Annotated in this window: 13 protein-coding genes; 4 read left to right on the plus strand and 9 right to left on the minus strand. The window is 36.5% G+C overall.

The features are described from left to right. Positions 1 to 163: 163 nt before the first annotated feature. From AC5SR4_RS03670 to AC5SR4_RS03685, 4 genes are all read left to right on the plus strand, one after another. A complete protein-coding gene (locus AC5SR4_RS03670; RefSeq protein ID WP_495358186.1) occupies positions 164 to 1,210 on the plus strand; it encodes a GntR family transcriptional regulator in 1,047 nt (348 codons plus the stop codon). 99 nt (positions 1,211 to 1,309) lie between these two features. After that, positions 1,310 to 2,599 (plus strand): rhamnogalacturonan acetylesterase, encoded by a 1,290-nt coding sequence (locus AC5SR4_RS03675; RefSeq protein ID WP_495358187.1) that lies wholly within the window; start codon positions 1,310 to 1,312, stop codon positions 2,597 to 2,599. 7 nt (positions 2,600 to 2,606) lie between these two features. After that, positions 2,607 to 5,468: a glycoside hydrolase family 2 protein gene (locus AC5SR4_RS03680; protein WP_495358188.1), complete on the plus strand. Its 2,862-nt coding sequence runs from the start codon at positions 2,607 to 2,609 to the stop codon at positions 5,466 to 5,468. An 82-nt stretch (positions 5,469 to 5,550) separates the two neighbouring features. Next, positions 5,551 to 7,047 carry a rhamnogalacturonan acetylesterase gene (locus AC5SR4_RS03685; RefSeq protein WP_495358189.1) on the plus strand — a complete coding sequence of 499 codons (1,497 nt, stop codon included), beginning with the start codon at positions 5,551 to 5,553 and terminating at the stop codon, positions 7,045 to 7,047. Between the two features lie 2 nt (positions 7,048 to 7,049). Here the strand turns inward: AC5SR4_RS03685 and rhaM are convergent, their stop codons facing one another. The 9 genes from rhaM to AC5SR4_RS03730 form a co-directional block, all read right to left on the minus strand. Continuing rightward, positions 7,050 to 7,373, minus strand: a complete 324-nt coding sequence (rhaM, locus tag AC5SR4_RS03690) for an L-rhamnose mutarotase (RefSeq protein WP_495358190.1) — start codon at positions 7,371 to 7,373, stop codon at positions 7,050 to 7,052. A 20-nt stretch (positions 7,374 to 7,393) separates the two neighbouring features. Next, positions 7,394 to 8,392 carry a family 43 glycosylhydrolase gene (locus AC5SR4_RS03695; protein WP_495358191.1) on the minus strand — a complete coding sequence of 333 codons (999 nt, stop codon included), beginning with the start codon at positions 8,390 to 8,392 and terminating at the stop codon, positions 7,394 to 7,396. Beyond that, positions 8,393 to 9,769, minus strand: coding sequence for a sulfatase family protein (locus AC5SR4_RS03700; RefSeq protein WP_495358192.1), 1,377 nt, complete (start codon positions 9,767 to 9,769; stop codon positions 8,393 to 8,395). Between the two features lie 14 nt (positions 9,770 to 9,783). Next, the gene (locus AC5SR4_RS03705; protein ID WP_495358193.1) at positions 9,784 to 11,088 is read right to left on the minus strand and encodes a glycoside hydrolase family 88/105 protein; all 1,305 of its coding nucleotides are present in this window, start codon (positions 11,086 to 11,088) and stop codon (positions 9,784 to 9,786) included. Between the two features lie 118 nt (positions 11,089 to 11,206). After that, the gene (locus tag AC5SR4_RS03710; RefSeq protein ID WP_495358194.1) at positions 11,207 to 11,911 is read right to left on the minus strand and encodes a DUF6250 domain-containing protein; all 705 of its coding nucleotides are present in this window, start codon (positions 11,909 to 11,911) and stop codon (positions 11,207 to 11,209) included. Between the two features lie 13 nt (positions 11,912 to 11,924). Further along, positions 11,925 to 14,642, minus strand: coding sequence for an exo-rhamnogalacturonan lyase family protein (locus AC5SR4_RS03715; protein WP_495358195.1), 2,718 nt, complete (start codon positions 14,640 to 14,642; stop codon positions 11,925 to 11,927). 92 nt (positions 14,643 to 14,734) lie between these two features. Then, on the minus strand, positions 14,735 to 16,312 hold the full coding sequence (locus AC5SR4_RS03720; protein WP_495358196.1) for a RagB/SusD family nutrient uptake outer membrane protein: 1,578 nt from the start codon (positions 16,310 to 16,312) through the stop codon (positions 14,735 to 14,737). 34 nt (positions 16,313 to 16,346) lie between these two features. Beyond that, on the minus strand, positions 16,347 to 19,316 hold the full coding sequence (locus tag AC5SR4_RS03725) for a SusC/RagA family TonB-linked outer membrane protein (RefSeq protein WP_495358197.1): 2,970 nt from the start codon (positions 19,314 to 19,316) through the stop codon (positions 16,347 to 16,349). Positions 19,317 to 19,574: 258 nt separating this feature from the next. After that, positions 19,575 to 20,843, minus strand: a complete 1,269-nt coding sequence (locus tag AC5SR4_RS03730; RefSeq protein WP_495358198.1) for a biopolymer transporter Tol — start codon at positions 20,841 to 20,843, stop codon at positions 19,575 to 19,577. Between the last annotated feature and the right edge of the window lie 139 nt (positions 20,844 to 20,982).

The raw sequence follows: 20,982 nt of genomic DNA on the forward strand, positions 1-20,982 counted from the left end.
ACATACATGCCAAAGGGCGCAATTACTTTTAAGGACAAATCCTTACGGATTGGGTTTTACATAATTTTTGATTTCTTAAAAAACGAATAAGATGACTGTTTGCAAATAATTTTATATTAATTTTGTTCAGTTAAACTAATAAAATAAGCAGCAACTAAAACGTATGTCGCAATTAATAGAAATAAAAATTAATGAATCTTCACGTATTCCTAAATACAAGCAAATTGTAGATTCAATTATTAATGATATTTCTAAAGGCAAATTAAAAATAGGCGAAAAAATCCCGTCTATTAATGAGCTTAGTGAATCTTGCTATTTATCTAGAGATACTGTTGAGAAAGCATACAAGCAGCTTAAAGAACAAAAGGTTATTGTATCTGTAAAAGGAAAAGGATATTACACTGCTAAGACCGATTTGATTTCTAAGGTTCAAATCTTTTTCATGATTAATAAACTAAGTTCCTACAAAATGATGATTTACAACTCTTTTGTAAATAGTATTGGCATTAACGCCCATGTAACCTTGGCTGTTTACCACTGTGAGGAATCTATTTTTACAAGAACCCTGGAAAGAAACCTTGGGGCTTTTGACTATTATGTAATTATGCCCCATTTTAAAACAGAGGAGCTAAACCATATAAGCACCACGCAAAGCGTGCAAGAGGTGATTGAAAAAATACCTAAGGATAAATTGATTGTTTTAGATAACGATAAAATTGATATTAAGGGCAACTACGCCTCGGTTTATCAAGATTTTCAAGAAGACATTTTTAACGCCCTTAAAAAGGGCCTTGATAAATTAAAAAAATACGATAAGCTGGTTTTGGTGTATCCGTTTAAATCTGTTTACCCATACCCTAAAAGAATCGTTCATGGTTTCCGTAAATTTTGTGCAAAATACGATTTTGACTTTGAGGTACTGAATGAAATTTACGACCACATGGAATTGGACAGTAAGGATGCCTACATTATTGTTGAAGAGCACGACTTGGTGGACTTAGTAAGACAGGTACGCAAAAAAAACCTAACCTTGGGCGAAGATATTGGCATTATATCTTATAATGACACACCTTTAAAGGACCTTTTGGGCATTAATGTTGTTAGTACCCACTTTAAAGCTATGGGCGAGACAGCCGCCTATATGGTTTTAAACCATAAAAAGGAAAAGGTTAAAAATGTATTTGAATACATTGAGCGAAATTCCATTTAAAGCTTTATAGATTCTATATAAATTTAAGGATTCATCACAGTACAGGATGGATCTTTTTTATTTTGAAGATATTTTAGACAAAATTTAGGTATAAAATATATGCAATCTATTTACTTAATCTTTCTTAGCTTAGCGTTAACTACCCAGGCCTATGCACAAGAATTAAGTACCCATTTTTATTTTGGAAACCATACAACCTCCTCTGGAACCCTTATAACCACCCCCATTATATACAATGAAGCTAGGGGCTATGGCTTTGATTTTGATACGGCCAAAGATGTTGTGTTTACAAAACATGCGTTTTCTGGTACGAACAGCATTTATTTTTCGGTAAAGCTCCCTGAAGGACATTATAAGGTGACTCTTGTTTTAGGAGGAAATGAAGACTCTAACACCACCGTAAAAGCAGAATCCAGACGCTTAATGCTCAAGGAATTTATTTTAAAAAAAACCGAAACAGCACAGCAGTCTTTTATGATTAATGTAAGAACCCCTAGAATTAATGATAGTACTTTTATAAAAATTAAAGCACGCGATAAGAACCAACTAAACTGGGACCATAAATTAACGCTGGAGTTTTCTGGAACACCAATAATTCAAAGTATTCAAATTACTCCTGTTACTGATGTTAAGACACTTTTTTTAGCTGGGGACTCCACCGTTACTGACCAAGATGTTGAGCCTTGGGCTTCTTGGGGGCAGTTTATCACCAATTATGTGTTGGATAATGTTGTGGTTGCCAATTATGCCGAATCGGGGGCATCCTTAATAACTTTTAAGGGTTCTAACAGGTTAGAAAAAATACAGTCGTTAATGCAACCTGGGGATTACCTGTTTATAGAATTTGCCCATAACGATGAAAAACGAAAAGGTGTTGGAATAGGGCCCTGGCAATCCTATACCAATTTATTAAAAGACTATATTGCCACGGTTCGTCATTTAGGAGGACATCCCATTTTAGTGACTCCTACGCAACGCCGTGCCTTTAATGCCGATGGCTCTTTAAAGCCTACACATGGAGATTACCCTAATGCCATGCGAAAGGTGGCCAAGGATTTAGGTGTGCCTTTAATTGATATTACTAAAATGACCACCATTATGTATGAGGCGTGGGGCGCGGAAGCTTCTAGAAATGCATTTGTACAATATCCAGCAAACACATTCCCCGGACAAACAAAAGCACTAGAGGACAATACCCATTTTAATAGTTTTGGAGCTAATGAAATTGCTAAATGTGTTGTACAGGGCATTAAGGATTTAAACCTGGACCTTGCTCATTATTTAAAGCCAAACATCCCTACTTATAAACCTGAAAAACCCGATCACTTAAGTGACTGGACCGTACCCATGAGTACACGATTTGAAACAACTAAGCCAGAAGGCAACTAATGATATTATGAAATACACTATTTTAAAATTAAACCTATTAGTTTTTATATTAACCTCGCTTTTCTATCTCCATACAACGGCTCAAGAAACAGAAACAATTTATTTAAGCGGTAAGGATTTTAAACATCCCGTAACCTGGGAATTTATGTGTACCGATGGCCATAACAGTAATGCTTGGCATACCATTAATGTACCTTCTAATTGGGAACTGGAAGGGTTTGGCACATATACTTATGGGCGCTGGTATATGGAATTAAAGCAAGAAGCCCCCAGTAAAGAAGAAGGCTTTTACAAATACACATTCCACATTCCTGAGGCTTATAAAGGCAAACATGTAACTATTGTTTTTGGCGGTGCCATGACGGATACTGAGGTGAAAATAAATGGTAAATCTGCAGGGGATCTTCACCAAGGTGGATTTTATGAATTTAGATACGACATTACTTCCCTGCTTAACTATGGTGGTGACAACCTTTTGGAAGTGCATGTTTATAAACACTCTAGCAATAATAGTGTTAATGCTGCCGAAAGAAAGACCGATTGGTGGCTATTTGGTGGCATTTATAGACCTGTTTGGCTGGAAATAACATCTAAAAACTACATAAAACATGTTGCTGTAGATGCTAAAATGGATGGTGCTTTGCGTGCCGATTTAAACCTTATAAACAGTAGCAACAATGCCATTATTGAAGCAACCATAACACCTGTTGGAAGTGACGAAACTTTTCCTACCATTACAATTCCCCTAAAAGATGCATCGGGCCAACAAACCATACATGCAAAATGGGACAACGTAAAAACCTGGGATCCTGAATCGCCCAATTTATATACCCTTACATTATCCCTTAAAACCAACGGAACCATACAACATACAACCACCACCAGAATAGGGTTTAGAACACTGGAGTTTCTTAAAAAAGACGGCATTTATGTTAATGGTAAAAAAATTATCATGAAAGGTATTAACCGCCATGTTATTTGGCCAGAATCTGGCAGAAGTACAGATAAGGCTATTAGCATTTTGGATGTTAACCTTATTAAGGATATGAATATGAATGCTGTACGCTTTCATTACCCTGTAGACAGTCATTTCTTGGATGTGTGCGACTCTTTAGGGCTATTTGTTTTAAATGAGGTAGCTGGTTGGCAAAACTCATACGACACAAAAACTGGTGCCAAATTAATTAAGGAAACTGTTGAACGTGATGTTAACCATCCATCTGTGATTATTTGGAATCATGGTAATGAAGGGGGCTGGAATTATGACAATGATGTGGTATTTCATGAATACGATCCGCAAAAGCGTATTGTAATACATCCTTGGGCTGATTTTAATGGCTGGGACACCCACCACTATCCAACCTACTTAACGGGCATGCACCGTTTTAATAACGGTGAAAATGTGTTTTTCCCAACAGAGTTTATGCACGGCACTTACGATAATGGTATTGGAGCCGGTTTAGAGGATTTTTGGAAACGCTATAAACAAAGCCCCTTGTTTGCTGGTGGCTTTATGTGGGCCCTTTTAGATGAAGCGGTCTTGCGAAGCGATTGGACTGGTGAGCAAAAATATGACTCTAAAGGCAACCTTGCTGCTGATGGTGTTTTAGGACCCCATAGAGAAAAAGAGGGCAGCTTTTTTACGGTTAAGGAAGTATGGGCACCCATTCAATTTAAACCTAAAATGATTACATCGAAATTTGATGGTTCCTTTTTTATTACTAACGAATACATCTATACCAACTTAAACACTTGTAACATGGTATACCGTGTTATAAAAACAGATGAACATACCTTATACAATGATAGCAAAACAGAAGTTATTGCTACTGGCTCAATCCCTTTGGAAAGCATAAGCCCAGGCGAAACCAAAGCCATCCATTTTAATATGCCCGAAAACTTTTTTGAAGGTGATTGGTTAGAAATAACCGCACATGATAAACACGGTAGAGACATTTACACTTGGTCTTGGCCCATACATAGAGCCCCTTATTATGCAAACAAATTGATTGCTAAGGACGATATAACCAAAACTGCTAAAGCTTCTAAAACCGATGACGAAATTGTGCTAAAGAGCAAATCGGTTACCGTAAAGCTTGATGCTAAAACTGGCCAAATTACGGCTATTAATAACAGCACTGGTGATGTGCCCTTTAAAAATGGCCCCAGGCCCATTGGCATGAAGGCCGAAGTTAAGAACACAACAATAGAAACAACAACCCATGCAGCCATTTGTAAAGTATATTATAACGGTGGTATTGATACGGCTACTTGGACATTATTTAATGATGGCCGATTAAAATTAGAAATTATCCTGTTAAAAAATGCGGGAAGAAATAGTGGTTTTGATGGTGCTTTCTTTGAGGGAGCTATTGATAAGTTTGGTGTTACTTTTGATTTTCCTGAAGCTGGTGTAACGGGCATGAAATGGCTAGGTAATGGTCCTTACCATGTGTGGAAAAATAGAATTAAAGGTACCACACTGGGGCTTTGGGAAAAGGATTATAACCAAACAATCACTGGTGAAAGTTTTGAAAACTTAATCTATCCTGAATTTAAAGGATACCACGCCAATTTTTTAGCTGGTAACCTTAAGACCGAAAATGGATCTATTAAATTTTTTAGTGAATCGGACAAATTGTTTTTAAGACTGTTTACTCCAGACCTACCTAAGCATACGGTATCAAAAACATTTCCGCAGCCTGAATTTCCTGAAGGCAATATTTCGTTTATGTATGAGATTCCTGCAATGCGTGCTTTTAAACCTTTGGAACACCAAGGCCCTGAAAGCCAGCCTACCAACATAAGAATTAAAAGCGGCGACGATGGCATACCCATGATTTTATGGTTTGACTTTAAAGGTGATTAGTGCCTTACCAAAGCGTTAATACTGGTCAAGTGTTTTATCGTACATCTAAAAGTGAAACGGTCTAATATCTAAAAACAAGTAGATGAAAACATTACAATTATTAGCAGCAATGTGCTTTATTGCATTATTTATAAGTTGTAAACAAGGCAACCAAATAAAACCCACAGTTTATACTGTAGGTGATTCTACCGTAAAAAATGGACAGGGAGATGGTGCTGGTGGCTTATGGGGTTGGGGTGATTTTATTAATCAATTTCTAGACACTACAAAAGTTCGTATAGAAAACCATGCTTTAGGTGGTACCAGTAGTAGAACTTACCAAAACCTAGGGTTATGGGATCGTGTAAACAACAAATTGAATGCTGGTGATTATGTTTTAATCCAGTTTGGGCACAATGACAATGGACCAATTAATGACAACTTTAGGGCCCGAGGGACCATTAAGGGAGTTGGTAACGAAACTGAGGAAATTGATAATATACTTACCGGTAAACATGAAGTTGTTCACAGTTATGGCTGGTACATTGAAAAAATAGTTACCGATGCCAAAGTAAAGGGCGCTATACCAATTGTGCTATCGCCAATACCAAGAAATAGATGGGATGGCAATAACATACCCAGAAATGATACATCTTATGGCTTATGGGCCAAACAAATTGCTGAAAGAAACTATATAACCTTTATTGATTTAAACGATAGAATGGCCCTTAAAATGGAAGGCCTTGGTGAAGACCAAGTTACTGGTACTTATTTTTACAAACGCGATCCTACACATACTTCAGCAAAAGGAGCTGTGATGGCTGCATCGGTTATTGTTGAGGCATTAAAACAAACCTCTAACCCACTTAAGGATTACATTGTGGAGAATCCTAAAATAGTGCTGCCTAAAAAGAAAAACATTTTTTTAATTGGCGATTCTACCATGGCGGATAACGGAAATCCCAATGCTACAGGCTGGGGCGTGCCTTTTCCTAAGTTTTGTGACACCATGCAAGTAAATGTGATTAATAAAGCTAGAGGTGGTAGAAGTTCCAGAACTTTTATTTATGAGGGCTTATGGGATGCCGCTAAAGCAGAATTTCAAGAAGGTGATTATGTGTTCATTCAATTTGGACACAATGATGCTGGAAATATAGACAAAGCAAAATACAGGGGCTCTTTAAAAGGTCTAGGAGATGATACCCAAAGTGTGTTAAGAGATAGCATTACTGAAATAGTACATACTTATGGCTGGTACATGACGCAAATGATACGCGATACCAAAGCAGCAGGTGCCATTCCAATTGTTCTAAGTTTAACCCCCCGTAATGAGTGGTCAAATGGAAAAGCCGAAAGAAGAACGAATACTTATGTAAAATGGGCCGAAGAAGTGGCTAAAGCTGAAGGAGCCTTTTATATAGATGTAAATGATATTGTTGCAACCAAGTATGAAACCCTTGGAAAAGAACAAGTAAAATCTTTTTTTCCACAAGACCATACACACACTAATTTAGAGGGTGCTACGTTTACGGCGCTAGCTGTTGCCGAAGTATTAAAGACCTCTAAAGAAATGGGGATGCGTGGGTATATTTTTTATTAATATCAGTCTAAATGAAACACTTCTTTTAAAGGAACACTAACGGGGGAATTATCTGGATTTGTATCCATAATATCTGCCATATAGGCCCACCACTTCTTTACAATGGGATGATTGGATAAATATGCAGGATCAAAATCCTTATTTATTTTTTGAACCGCAAAAAGTATAAGGGTTTCTTCATCCAAAAAAATACTGTAATCTTGAATACCTGTTTCTGAAAGCAAGGCTGAAAGTTCTGGCCATATTTCATCATGGCGTTTTTTATACTCGGCTTCAAAACCTGGCTTTAGTTTCATTTTAAAAGCGTTTCTTATACTATTGCTCATTGCTCTGTTGGTTTTAGGTTTTAGGTTTTAGGTTTTAGGTTAATATAAACAGGTTGGTTTCTATTGCAAGTAATCTGGCCATCCATATAGTTTAATTCTGCCACCTGAATGGTGCTTCTTCGGGTTTGGTAATTATCTTTTCCATCATTTTCAGGCGTTCTTCCAGGATGTGTAAAATAGAATACATGGGCTTTATCCCCTTGAACCACTACGTCTGGGTGACCTCCTTTTACTTTATCGTCTTTTCCGCTTCCGGGTATTTCTAAAATATTGTTCTCTTGGCGTTTCCAATTTATGAAATCTGTAGATGAATATACACCTAGGCCTTTCCAGGCATCATTTACCATCCAGTTTTTACCCTTCCATGAAAAAACCTTAGGCCCTTCACCACAATCTTTAACCACTTTTTCGCCACTGTCTACCCAATGGTATAAATCTTTGCTATCGGCATAATAAATTGACTTGCCATCTTCTTCGTTATTATAATACATGCGCCAAACACCACTGGGAAGTTGGAAAACTGATGCATCGATACAACGTTCTGAAGCTAATTGCAATCGTGACTGGAATTTCCAGTCCATTAAATTACTACTGGTTAAGTGCACAATATGCCTTGGGTGGTACCAGTCTTCAAAAATACCGGGCACTATTGTTAAATACATATGGTACGTGCCCTTATATTCTAAAACATCGGGTGCCCATTGTGTAATATCTTTTATTTTATAGTCAATATTACAGGTATCTACATAAGTCCAATGTGCTCCATCTTTAGACGCCGCTACACCTATTCGAGTTCCATGCACCCAACTTACTCCTTTGGCTAAGGTATCTTTGGCGCGCCTGTTGGTGTAAAACATATACCATTTTTGTGCTGCTTTGTTCCAGATAATGGAAGGATCGGCTGCCCCATCAAAAATGGTGTCTCTAAACAACGGCTTATCAGCTATATGCTGTTTTTGTGAAAATACACTGGTAAAAGACAGTAGCAAAAATAGGAAATAAATAATACTCGTTTTCATTTAGAAAGACTGCGTTAATTCAACATTTACCGTTTTATCATCTTTTAAAAATTGATTTTGAAGTCGGGTTTTCATGTCTGCTGTAACCGAAGCGTCTTTATCTATTAAGTTGTTTTTCTCTTCTGGGTCTAAATCTATGTTATAAAGCTGGTATATTGCTGGCGAATTATCTGCCTGTCGATTTCTAATAATTTTCCACGGCTTGTGTATTAAACTTTCTTGAACATGACCACGCACATAAATATCATGTGGTGTTTCTGTTTTTGGGTTTAAAATAGAAGGCCAAACGTTTACACCTTCAACAGCCTTAGGTATGTCTGCATGAATTAACGAAAGGATTGTTGGCATAACGTCTGAAACTGACATATAGCTGGAATTCATTTCCGAATTTAAATGATGTTTCCAATATACAATTGCAGGAACTCTAATGGCCCCTTCATAGTTTGATGTTTTCCAATCCCGTAAGGGTAAATTACTCCCCAATACGGGGTTAGGGCCGTGTACCCCATTATATTGCTCTACTGGAAACCAGTTTTCCATAGCGCCATTATCGCTCATAAAAATAACCAATGTATTGTCTTCTAACTTTAGTGTTTTTAAGGTTTCTAAAACGTTACCAATACTATGGTCCATATGGGTCATGGCTGCAGCAAAATCGCGTCTTGAACTATCTTTAATGGTTTCATAGTACGGTGCTTTCCATACAGCTTCTTCCTGTAAAGGGAAATGTGGAGCACTATATGCCAATTGCACATAAAAGCTTTTTGTAGTATCGCGCTTTTGGGTTAACCATTCTATGGCTTCTTTGGTCACCAAATCTGTTGTATGCCCTTCTTCTTCAATCATGTTATCGTTTCTATACCAGCTCGCATCGCCATTCTTGTACCGATGGGTATACTGGTCTATTTGTCCATGAAGAAAACCATATGAATAGTCGAAACCAAAGGCATTGGGGCCATTAGAAATATCCAATCCCAAATGCCATTTGCCAAATAAGGCGTTTTCATAATTATATTTTTTTAATGCTTGTGGCAGTGTAACAATAGAATCTGGAAGCGTTTTTTTGCTCTTTCCGCTAATGGGTGCTACTACTCCTATTCTACTGGCCGGCATACCCGTTAATAATGATACTCTTGACGGCGAACACGTAGGGTTTACATAAAATCTATTTAATTGCACACCATTATTAGCCAACCAATCAATATTAGGGGTGTTTATTATTGAACCGTTATAACCCACGTCATTCCATCCCGCATCATCTGCTATAATAATTAGCACGTTGGGGTTATTGCTAACAGGTTTTTCTTTTGTTTTTTGATTACAGCTTAATACTAAAAAACAAAAAAGTAATGGAACGTAGTTAATTGGTTTTATCATGCTTTAAGAATAAATTAATTGCCAACTTTTAACTGCAGTGAACTATCATTTATTTCAAAATCATTGTTATTAAGCATGGTTATGATCTCTGCACCTGCCAGTAAAACAGGGCCATAACCATGAGCAGCGTAAACATTTATAGGTCTGTAATAATAAAAAGCTGGATCGAAGGCCATACCGGTGCCAACACAGGTGCCTTCTACCTGGCCTTTGGCATTTACTTTTGTGGCAACGGCATTCCAGCCTAAAAGTGCAACAGGCGAATATGCTAATTTATCAATATATCCTTTATTGATGGCTTTAGCAATGGCATATGTATAAATGGCAGTTGCCGAGGTTTCTAAATAGGTATCATTCCTGTCTATAAGCTGGTGCCAAAACCCCGTACCATCTTGGTAAGACATTAACCCTTTTATATGCTTTTGTAGCTGATTTAAAACAGCTATATATCCTTGATGTTCTTCTGGTAGCACATCCAGTAATTCAACCAACGTCATAACCGCCCAGCCATTGGCTCTTGCCCAGTAGAATTGTGGATGATCTTTCATACCCATTACCCAACCATGCATATACAACCCTTTGTCTTCATTAAACATCCGCTTAGAGAATTGCAACACCTGTTTTACGGCATCATCATAATATTTGTTATCACCAGTTAGTTTTCCCATTTGTGCCAATGCCGGCACACTCATAAACAAATCGTCTAGCCATAGGGTATTGGGTTGTGGTCTATTTCTAGCCAATGTACCATCTTCAAAACGAAATTGTTTGTTGCTTATATAATCAATAAAATTATCTATTAAGGGCTGAAGGTTTGCATTTAAACCAGCCCTTTTAGCCTTTATCATAGCCGCACAAATAGCGCCTGCATCGTCTAACGCATGTGGCCTCAAAGATTGGATAATAGGTGATGGGTAATCTTTGTTTTCTTTTAATTTTTCTGAATAAAATGGTGCTATGTCTGCAATTAATTTTAATCGCTTATTAGTATAATCGGAATATTTACTATTACCCGTTGCCTCTGCTAAGTGCAACATTCCTGCATAGGTTACACCCCACTCATAACTTGTTAATCGGAATGCGCCAGGTTCGAAAATAGTATTTTCATTTAATGCTTTAAGATCTGTAACCTCTTGTTCGGTTTTAGAGTCAATAAGTTTTGAAGCTGTTTCGCTTTCTAAATAATCATAAACCCTATCTAAGGTTGTAGTTATATCTTCTACCGACTTTGCTTCGTACGGTGTTGGATAATCTGGTTGTAATGCATGCAATGGTGTAGTAACATCGTTAGCGGGTTCATCTTCGTCTGTGGTTTGCACCTGTTTAACAGAAGAATTACATGATATTAAAAGCAGAAAAACTGTTATAATCGCGATTTTTATTTTCATTTTTTTATTTAGTATTTTACGTTTATTTATGTTGAAACTTGGTTTGTCTTTATTTTAATTTATATATTTTCAAATCATCTATTTCTTGTCTGGATTCTGTGGTTCTAAAGCCAAAATATCCACTTTTTAGAGGGGCTTTATCAAAAAAAGAGAAATATGCTTTATTATCTACAAACACTTTAACCAAACCATTATAAATTATAGTTTTTATTACATAGGTTTTATTGGGCTCTAAAAGATACTCTTTTTCTCGTAAATCTTCAATTAGCAATCTTTCGCCATTACCTAAATACTTTCTAAACCTTGATGTTGTATTATAATTACCTCCAATACCAAAATAGTATAGTTCTAAATCATGATATTGAGCAAAGGTTCCTTTTCTGGTAAAAAGATTGGAATTTTTGGGGTCATTTGCCATGCAAAATTGATTTAAATCTGACAGTCTATCATTTATACCATCTTCCATTACTACCCGACGCTTATATTCTATTAATACATTCCCGTAGAGTTTTTTATTTAACCAAATGGTAGCTCCACAATCTACATCAACAATTAGTTTTCCATCTATTATTTCAACTTTAGTATGGCGCAAAGTATCTGTTTCTACCTGCCATTGAGAAAGGTCTTTATTAAAATCATCTTCGTAAATAAGTGCATCTACTTGATAACTGACCTGCATGTCGTTTTTAACTTGGCCATACAACATATTAGTTATTACATAAAGAAAAATTACTAAGCGTGATTTTTTTAGCATTGAAAACCTTTTATTAATCTTTAAAAATTGAATGGTCCTCGGGTAAGTCATCACCAACTAATTCAAGTAACTCTATAGCATTTAAACACCATTGTGCTACGGTATTGGTTGAAACTCCTGGTACCTCATAAATTGGTTCAAGTGTTTCATCTCCTTCAAAAAGTATGGTGTTAAATTTTATTTGATACCGACTTCCTTCAGATCCTAAAAAATCATTCCAGGCCCTTTTTGCATATGTTCTATCGCCTGTTGCATTGGCATAATATGCCGGAAGTCTGGCATACCACGGTCCAGGATCTCCTAGTTTAACACTTCTGCCAAACTCTTTTTGGATGTTCTCCTTTGGAGTACCATACAATTTTGTGAATTGAAGCCATAATTTATTAAATTTCTTGTTTTTTAATAATGGCATTAATTCAAATGAAACTTCTGGCCCTCCCATTAAAACAGATAAATGTGAAAACCCTATACCATCATCACTTAGCTGAAAAAGCTCATAGGTTTTAGGATTATAACCAAATGCGGCACCTTCGGCCGAGAAAAGTCCATAAGGCATTTTTGATAGGTTTTTTACACCCGTTAAAATTCTATCTCGGTATTCATTATTTCCAGTGCGTTCCCATTCGGTCATCCAATTCCCAACTAGAGCGAACCAATCTGGTCCTACTCTTGCATGGGTAGGATATTGGCTTTTCTCCAATATAAGCCTTAATGGGTCTAAATTTCCAATAGCCGTATTTGATGCTTCAACAACATCATGCATTAAATCGCCCGTACGTTCATCGGTTGTAAGATAATAGTAAAACCTCCCAAGTGCAGCTTGTGATATTCTAACTTCTTTTGCGCCCCCTCCCCAATGGCGAACATTGTGTCTAGACCCTAAGCCTTTAAATTTACCTAAATGATGAACGTCTACCTCGCCTGTATGCCGGGTCATAGCTTCTGCCATTTTAAACACATCCTCTTTACCAGTACGTAAATATTGATACCAAAGCCACATATTGGGCATTAACTCGGTATTATCCCAAGCATATCCACCTATATCATATTTCCAAACATGCCTATCAAAATCATAGCCGTGCATTACATCTCCATAATCCCAAAACCCATACCAATTGCGCTGTTCTACTTCCTTTTTATAATAGTTAAAAACAGTGTCTAATTGGTTTTCTAGCCAAGCTTTTCCTTTAGTTGACCTATTGGGCAAACTCCAAAAACCGAAAACAGGAATGCTGTGTATATATTCTGGTGATGCCGTGAGCAATGGCGGGTTGTTACCTAATTCTGCAATGGTATTTAACGTTTTGTAAGAAGGGACGTTAGATGAGGCAAATAATAAAATTTCGCTAGTTCTAGCAATGCCTTTTGGAGTAGCGTGCCCTGGTTGTGCGTCCTCGTAACTTGCAATTAAAGTATGGCCATTTGGTATGGTATCATAAGGTCGCAGATCCATTGCCGGACTATCTGGAGACCAAAACCATGCCTTAATTTTACCTACATCTTTTTTCATGTTCCTAACCTCTAATGAGGTTGGGTAGGATTGCCAAAAATTACGTAATGTAAGCGCTAAGCCTCCTGAAACATCTCCGGCAAAAACCATACCTCGCGACCGAGTACCAAAACCGGCATCTAACCATACGCTTTTATCGTTGGTTCTTTTTTGTATTCTAAACCCTTCGGCATTTTCTTGCATTAATTTAAAATCGTTCCAAGAAGCCCAATTGTCTAGTAAAAATTGTTGCCTAGCTGAAAAAGTATCACGATTAGGTATACGTTCTCCTTTTAATTGTGAAGGGTAATACCTTTCTTCTCTAGAAAGTCTACCTCTACCTATAAGTGGTTGTACAGGTTCGTCCCACAATCCATTATTTTCGCCTGAAAATCTTATGTGACGATTATAAATTTCTTCGTTTAAAGGAATATCAAATGTTATCCCTAACCCACGTATAAAATCTTTTTCTTGCTCTCCGTCATAAATTATAGTATGTATTAGTTTAACAGATTGCTGTCCTGCATAAAAATATAGCCTAACTACAAATGGCAACCACTCTCGGTTACCAGTTTCAGACTTATGATTGCCTTCAATTTTAATAACTGATCTTACAGGCCCATTTTGTTCAATAGTAACTTGGGATATATTTCCTGTAAATTTTTCTTTTATGGGTTGAACTCCTATCTCATTTTCTGGTCCATTTTGTACTATGCAAACTAATTGGCTTCCTGAGCTTATTTCTTTTCCATCAACAGTTAATGATGAGAATAGTTGATTCCCAGACTTTGGAATTTCTCCTTGTAAAACCCCAGTATCTATATGAATTGACGCTTCTTTTTCGGTAACAGAAATTTTAGTAAAAGGTTCAGTAGTTATTTCTTTTTGATTAAACTTGAGATTAAACGTTGTGCCACTTTCGCTTGTAACTGAAGTACTAAACCCTACCCATTTAAAGGATCCATCTGGCCAGTAAGCCAATTTCCATGATTGTAATGGCAACTGCTTATTGTTACTATCTGTTAATTCAAATTGGTTAAGCGATTTTATTTCACCTTCATTAAATGGCACACCCCAACTTACCCCTGTAGAGATACTTGGTTCTGTTTTTCCCAACCATGATAATTTTACATTATTTTTATTTTGGGCGTAAAATGTATTGTTAAATCCAATACATAAAAGGGCAAAAGCAATGATTGCTTTTTTTGTTGATGAAAAAGAAGATGAAACTTGAACTTGCATATTATATTTATTATAGTACTAAAACATAAAAGCCCTAACTAATAATTAGGGCTTTTAGTTTTTAATATGTTAAACAACAAACTTATACGAGACTAATAACCCGGGTTTTGTGTTAATTTAGGATTGGATCCTAAAGCTGTTGTTGGTATTGGGTATAGAGTTCTGAAAGGCTCTGAAGGCGCTTTAAACTCCCATGCATCACCAAATTTTCCAAAACGGATTAAGTCTCTCCTTCTTTGCATTTCGAAAGCTAACTCTCTACCTCTTTCATCAAGAACATCATCAAGCGTTACAGAAGCCAGGTCTGGTGCATTACTTCTATTTCTAACTTGGTTTATAATTGGTAATGCCAAATCTGGATTACCTTGTCTCACCAAGGCTTCTGCTTTAATCAATAAAACATCGGCATATCTAATAAAAGCAATATCGTTCCCAGCGTTACCGCCATTTGTATTAGGATCTAAGCCCCATTTAACCCATTTTAAACCTGCATTCATTGGTTGCAAACGAATACCTGTAGCTGGAATAATCTCATAAGGCACCGGGCCTTCTGTAGAAACTCCTGGCTCATATAACTTGGAATTATTATCTGGCACAATACGTTCTACCATTACTGTTTCGCCATTTCTTGGGTCTATTAAATTACCGTAAGGAATAATCAGGTTTTTTCTATCATCGCCATCTTCATATAATGCAAGCACCGATGGTCTTGTTCCAAATCCATTTTGTGGAGTATAAGGTAACCCAAATAAGCCTCCTTGGATGCCAGGAAGTACTTTTTGTACCAATGGATGCCCTACACCTCCAGCTACATCTGGAGAGTAAACAGCTCCAAATATAAACTCATCATTATTTTCATTGTTATAGACAAAATTATCGAAGTAATCTGGCAATAAACTATAAGCACCAGAATTTATAACCTTGTCGGCATATTCTATAGCTTTAGCGTTTTGTTCTGTACCTGTATATACTTCAGCATTTAAGTATATTGTAGCCAGTAAAGCTTCTGCTGCTTCTTTTGTAAACCTACCATAATACCCATTACCAGCTTCCGCTTTTGTTGGCAAATCTGCTGTTGCAGCAATTAATTCGGATGTCACAAACTCAAATACCTCAGTTCTTGTATTTTGTTCTGGTAAGTTTAAAGGATCTACTTTAGGCAATGTAAAGATTGGCACATTACCAAACAAATCCATTAAAAAGAAATAGGCATACGCTCGTAAAGAATGTAACTCCGCAAGCGGACCAGCTACTTGGTCTTCTGGTAAAGCAGACCCTTCTAATGATGCTATAAGGGCATTGGTTTGCCCTACTGTTCTAAAATAAGAGTCCCAAGTTCCTGCTATATAAGCATGGCCAGGCGTCCATGTGTGTTCCATTAATTCGGCAAAGTTAGCGCCACCCCACCAACCTTGGATCTTTTCATGTACAACGACTTGATCTCCCGGTAATTCTAAACATCTATATTCCACTCCCATACCTGTAGTTCGCGCAAAATTTCTATATATTCCCGAAAGCGAGGAAAGAACTTGTTTTTCATTGGAATAAAAAGTCTCTGGAGTGTATATTGAATATACATCTTCTTCAAGACTACATCCCGATAAAATTACCATGATACAGCATACGCTAAGTAATTTTATTCTTGTTTTTAATTTTTGTATACTTTTCATACTATATTTTCTTTAAATTTTAACAATTTTTTATTTAAAATGTTATACTCGTTCCCAATAGGAAAGTTCGTGGTCGCGGATAAACCAAGTAGTCTATTCCTACAGATCTAGTTTGAACTTCAGGATCGTAACCTGAATAACCTGTAATTACAAACAAGTTGGTCCCTGTCAAATAAACTTTTGCCTTTTTAATAAAACTAACATTGTTCACATCAAAGTTATAACCAATAGTTAAATTGTCTAATCTTAAATAGCTGCCATCTTCTAACCATTGCGATGAATATTGCGCTGTTTGTGTTCTACTTGCCCCTGTAGTTAAAGCAGATTTAAGAACATTTACGCCTGGTGCTTGACTAACATAAGAAAACTCTGCTGCAGTATTATTGTAAATATCATTACCTATTACACCCCTAAGATTCACTGTAATATCAAATTTCTTGTAGTTAAAGTTATTGTTAAAACCAAATGTCCAATCTGGGTTTGCATCACCTATTACTACCTCATCGGCACCAGCTTCGCCATCTACATCTAGATATGTTTCTAAGCCACTGGCATCATAACCTGTAAACTTTCTCCCATAAAATGTGTTTAATGGAGACCCTGGTTTAATTATTTTTGTAAGTGCATTTTCACCTACAACACCAGACCCTGCAGTTGTTCTAATTTCATCTCTTTGGAAGTTTTCATTAGAAAGGCTTATTACTTCATTTTTGTTTGTAGCAAAGTTAAGGTTTGTAGACCATCTAAAATCTTCTTTATCAATTATATCAGCACTTAAATTCAACTCAAATCCTTTATTTTCAACTTCTCCAACATTGGCCCATTGTGTAGCAACCACTGAGGGTGCCGCTGTTGAGAATTCCAACAATAAATCTGTGGTCTTTTTTAAGTAATAATCTATAGAACCCGTAATTCTTTGATCGAACAAACCAAAATCCACACCTAAGTTTAATTGACTTGTTTCTTCCCATTTTAAATCTGGGTTCGGGTAATTTGTAGGAAGCACACTTGGTACTGCTAGACCACCAAAAACATAAATTGCTGAACCTGCTATTGAAAGCTGTTCTCTATAAAGATTGTTTGGAATTTCTTGGTTACCTGTAATACCATAACCAACTCTTAATTTTAAGTTACTGATTTTTGAACCAGCCATAAAATCTTCATCAGTCACATTCCAGGCCAAAGCACCTGATGGGAAAGTACCCCATTTATTATTGGCACCAAATCTACTAGAACCATCACGTCTTAAAGTAAAGGTAAGTAAATATCTATCTTTATACTTATAGTTAAGACGACCATAATATGAAGACAAACGATTGGCATCCTTAAAAGACGTATTGGATTGTACTGTACCTGATTGAATCAAGTTCCACTCTGTAGCATCAGACACAAAATTATTTGCAGATGTAAATGTGTTCTCAGTTTCAAAACGCTGATAAGAATATCCAGCTAAAACAGTGATATGATTGTCATCGTTTATTTGCTTTTCATAGGTAAGATTGGTTTCCGCTAATATATTTGTGTTTTTATATTTATTAATAGAACCAAAACCACCTTGGCCTTCTCCTGCTGGGTGGGTTGAAGGAATATAATTGAATCTACTAACATTTTCACTTGAATGTCCAATATTAGTTGATAATTTAAGCCCTTCTATTATCTCAAAAGAGGCGTTTAAATTGCCTAAAAACAATGAGCTTTTACTTTCATCGGTAACATCAACCCAAGATACTGGGTTTATCCTTAATGCTCCAATTTGGTAATAACTACCATCATCATTCCTTACTGGTAATGTTGGTGCCCAACGAAGTCCATCTTTTAATATGTTACCTCCTTCATCTGCAATGTTTGAATTTAACGCAGGCCTTTGGTCGTCAATTTGTGAATAGGTTAAATTTACACCAATTTTTAATCTATCATCAATTGTAGAATGGTTTGCGTTTAATCGAGCTGTGTATTTTTTAAGATCAGAATTTAGCAAAATACCTTCTTGGTTATTATAACCTAAAGAACTTGTTACATTTGTAGACTCGGATCCACCAGCAAAAGACACATTGTGATTGTGTGTAATGGCAGTTCTAAAAACTTCTTTTTGCCAATTAGTATTTACACCTTGATCAGAAAATGGTAAACTATTGCTGTTAGCATAATCTCTGTACTCATCGGCAGATAAAAACGGTAATAATTCTGGAACACTTGAAATACCTACATAAGAATCGTACGTTAAGAAATCGCCATACTTACCTTTGTTTTTTGTAGTAATAACAATTACACCGTTTGCACCTCTAGATCCATAAATAGCAGTAGCTGAAGCGTCTTTTAGAATATCTATACTTTCAATATCTGCTGGATTTATTAAACTTAATGGATTGGAAGCTTCTTCAGAGAGTGGTGAGGACCCTGATGTAGCCACTCTAATTTGGTTGTTCGCACTCCCAAATTGCAATGGCACACCATCTATAACATAAAGTGGGTCATTCCCTGCTGATATTGAGCTGGTACCTCTAATTCTAACAGTAGATGAAGCACCTGGCCGTCCGCTATTTTGTACAATGTTTACACCAGCAACTTTACCTTGCAAGAGCTGCTCTGGAGCAACTGGCAAAGCATCAATAAAGCTTTCTGATTTAATGGATGCCACAGCTCCTGTTACATCCTTACGCCTTTGGGTACCATACCCAATTACAACAACTTCATCTAGTTGTGCATTGTCTGTTTCAAGCGAAATATCATAGACATCTCCGCTTCCAACAACTACTTCACTTGTTTTAAACCCTACATAAGAGAATACAAGTGTTTCTCCAGGGGCTACAGATATACTGTAGTTCCCATCAAAATCTGTACTTGCTCCTCTATTTGAGCCTTTAACAATAACATTCACTCCCGGTAAAGGAAGGTTTGAGAGATCTGTAACAGTTCCCGAAACATTTTTTTCTTGAGCATAGCCCGTGGAATACATTAAAGCAAACACGAGCAAACTCATGAAAACAGTAATTTTGTTTTTCATGTAATACTTAGTTTAGTTAATTATTGATTAAACCCTAAAAGCACTTGACTTTTAGATGTTTTTATGTTTGTTGACACTCAAAGTAACTGCTATTTTCTTGTTACGCTATCCTGTACTTTCCTGTTTTTTACAAAATAATTCACCGACTCATTCTATAAAAAAGGGTCCTTTATGTGGGAAATAACCCTGTAAATCAGCGTTTACAAAACAAAACTTCAGAATCTAAATTATTTTTGATTAACAAAAATTAAGGCATTTTTACTGCTTTATTTCGGCCATTAATGGAACAATCATAATATCATTACTTGTTAAAAGACTGGAATTAAACAACACCCATTTACCATCTGGGCTAACGGATTGGTGCATGTGAGCTTCCTCAGAAAACGGGCTCACACTTAGTAAACGATGACCTTGCGTTAATAGCACCGTATCCTCTGGATTGGCCGCGTTAATACGATATAATTTACCATCAAAAGTATCGCCAGCTATCCACTTACCATCTGGTGTGGCATTGCAATGCCAGTAACCGCCACCACCTGTTTGCCCATGAAATTGAAGTTCATTGGTTCTTAGATCTATTGAATAGATCCCTGTTTGATTTTCTTTTAAGCGATCAATATGTCCCATAAGATGAAATAACACCTTATTAGGTCCCATAAATACTTCATGGGTAACCCAGTCGTTACGTCGCTCTTCATATAAAGGCCTGTTACTAACCTTGCCTTTAGAATCGATTGAAAGAAGCCACATACGTTGTGGGGAATCGCCTCCCGTTTCCCAACAATACATAAGTTCTCCAGATACGTATGGATTGTTCTGTAAATGTCCTATACGAAAAGGGACTTCTAAAACCTGCGATGTTTTTCCTGTTTTAAAATCTACCCTATAAATTGCATGCCTGTCATCATCTATTCTGGTTGAAAAGAAGATTGATTCCTCTTTAGCGTCTAGCCCCAAGCCCGACGGCCTTATAGAGTCTGGTATCTCTGCTATTACCCGTTCATAATCTTCAGGGTTCTTAATGCTATTATTTTCACTGTCTTTTAAAAGCTCCCCTAAATTTAGTTCTACCAAATTGTTTCCACTAAATTGATATGCCACATTTTTATGCCAACCCAAATGCATGTTTCTACCTCGATCACCAGTGGTTATTTGAACAATTTCAAAATTGTCCATTGAAATAGCATAATACTGTCTATCCCTATTTTCCCTTGTAGATGTTCTGTTAGACGAAAAAACAATATACTTTCTATCTGGAGTCCATTGAGGGTGCGTTTGGTACATTTTAGAATTACTGTGTCTTGATGTTGTTAATGCATTTACAGTTACTCCAGTAACATGATCCATATATGTATAATTTTCCGAGGGGAACCTTTGCCCAAAAATATCATCTCCTGCCATATCAAAAGTATGATCAACATCTGAAAGCGAAGAATAATCTTTACCTTCGACTATCTGTGCTATTATTGTGTCTAAACAAAATACAATACAAACCACACTCATTAAAATTTGTTTTAAGCTAATCATAATCTTATTTTTATTATTTAGTTATATTTAAATGTATTCAAAACAAATAGCAATAGTATCCTGCTCTTACATGTTAAAACTTAACACACTTAATCCATCATAATAAAAAAGCATTATACCACAGGATAGTAATCAAAAA

It is taken from the genome of Aestuariibaculum scopimerae, from assembly GCF_059428085.1.

What these genes read in the sequence shown, in the direction of transcription:
- AC5SR4_RS03670 (WP_495358186.1), top strand. Translation starts at nt 164, where the DNA reads ATGTCGCAATTAATAGAAATAAAAATTAATGAATCTTCACGTATTCCT.
- AC5SR4_RS03675 (WP_495358187.1), top strand. Translation starts at nt 1,310, where the DNA reads ATGCAATCTATTTACTTAATCTTTCTTAGCTTAGCGTTAACTACCCAG.
- AC5SR4_RS03680 (WP_495358188.1), top strand. Translation starts at nt 2,607, where the DNA reads ATGAAATACACTATTTTAAAATTAAACCTATTAGTTTTTATATTAACC.
- AC5SR4_RS03685 (WP_495358189.1), top strand. Translation starts at nt 5,551, where the DNA reads ATGAAAACATTACAATTATTAGCAGCAATGTGCTTTATTGCATTATTT.
- rhaM (WP_495358190.1), bottom strand. Translation starts at nt 7,373, where the DNA reads ATGAGCAATAGTATAAGAAACGCTTTTAAAATGAAACTAAAGCCAGGT.
- AC5SR4_RS03695 (WP_495358191.1), bottom strand. Translation starts at nt 8,392, where the DNA reads ATGAAAACGAGTATTATTTATTTCCTATTTTTGCTACTGTCTTTTACC.
- AC5SR4_RS03700 (WP_495358192.1), bottom strand. Translation starts at nt 9,769, where the DNA reads ATGATAAAACCAATTAACTACGTTCCATTACTTTTTTGTTTTTTAGTA.
- AC5SR4_RS03710 (WP_495358194.1), bottom strand. Translation starts at nt 11,911, where the DNA reads ATGCTAAAAAAATCACGCTTAGTAATTTTTCTTTATGTAATAACTAAT.
- AC5SR4_RS03715 (WP_495358195.1), bottom strand. Translation starts at nt 14,642, where the DNA reads ATGCAAGTTCAAGTTTCATCTTCTTTTTCATCAACAAAAAAAGCAATC.
- AC5SR4_RS03720 (WP_495358196.1), bottom strand. Translation starts at nt 16,312, where the DNA reads ATGAAAAGTATACAAAAATTAAAAACAAGAATAAAATTACTTAGCGTA.
- AC5SR4_RS03725 (WP_495358197.1), bottom strand. Translation starts at nt 19,316, where the DNA reads ATGAAAAACAAAATTACTGTTTTCATGAGTTTGCTCGTGTTTGCTTTA.
- AC5SR4_RS03730 (WP_495358198.1), bottom strand. Translation starts at nt 20,843, where the DNA reads ATGATTAGCTTAAAACAAATTTTAATGAGTGTGGTTTGTATTGTATTT.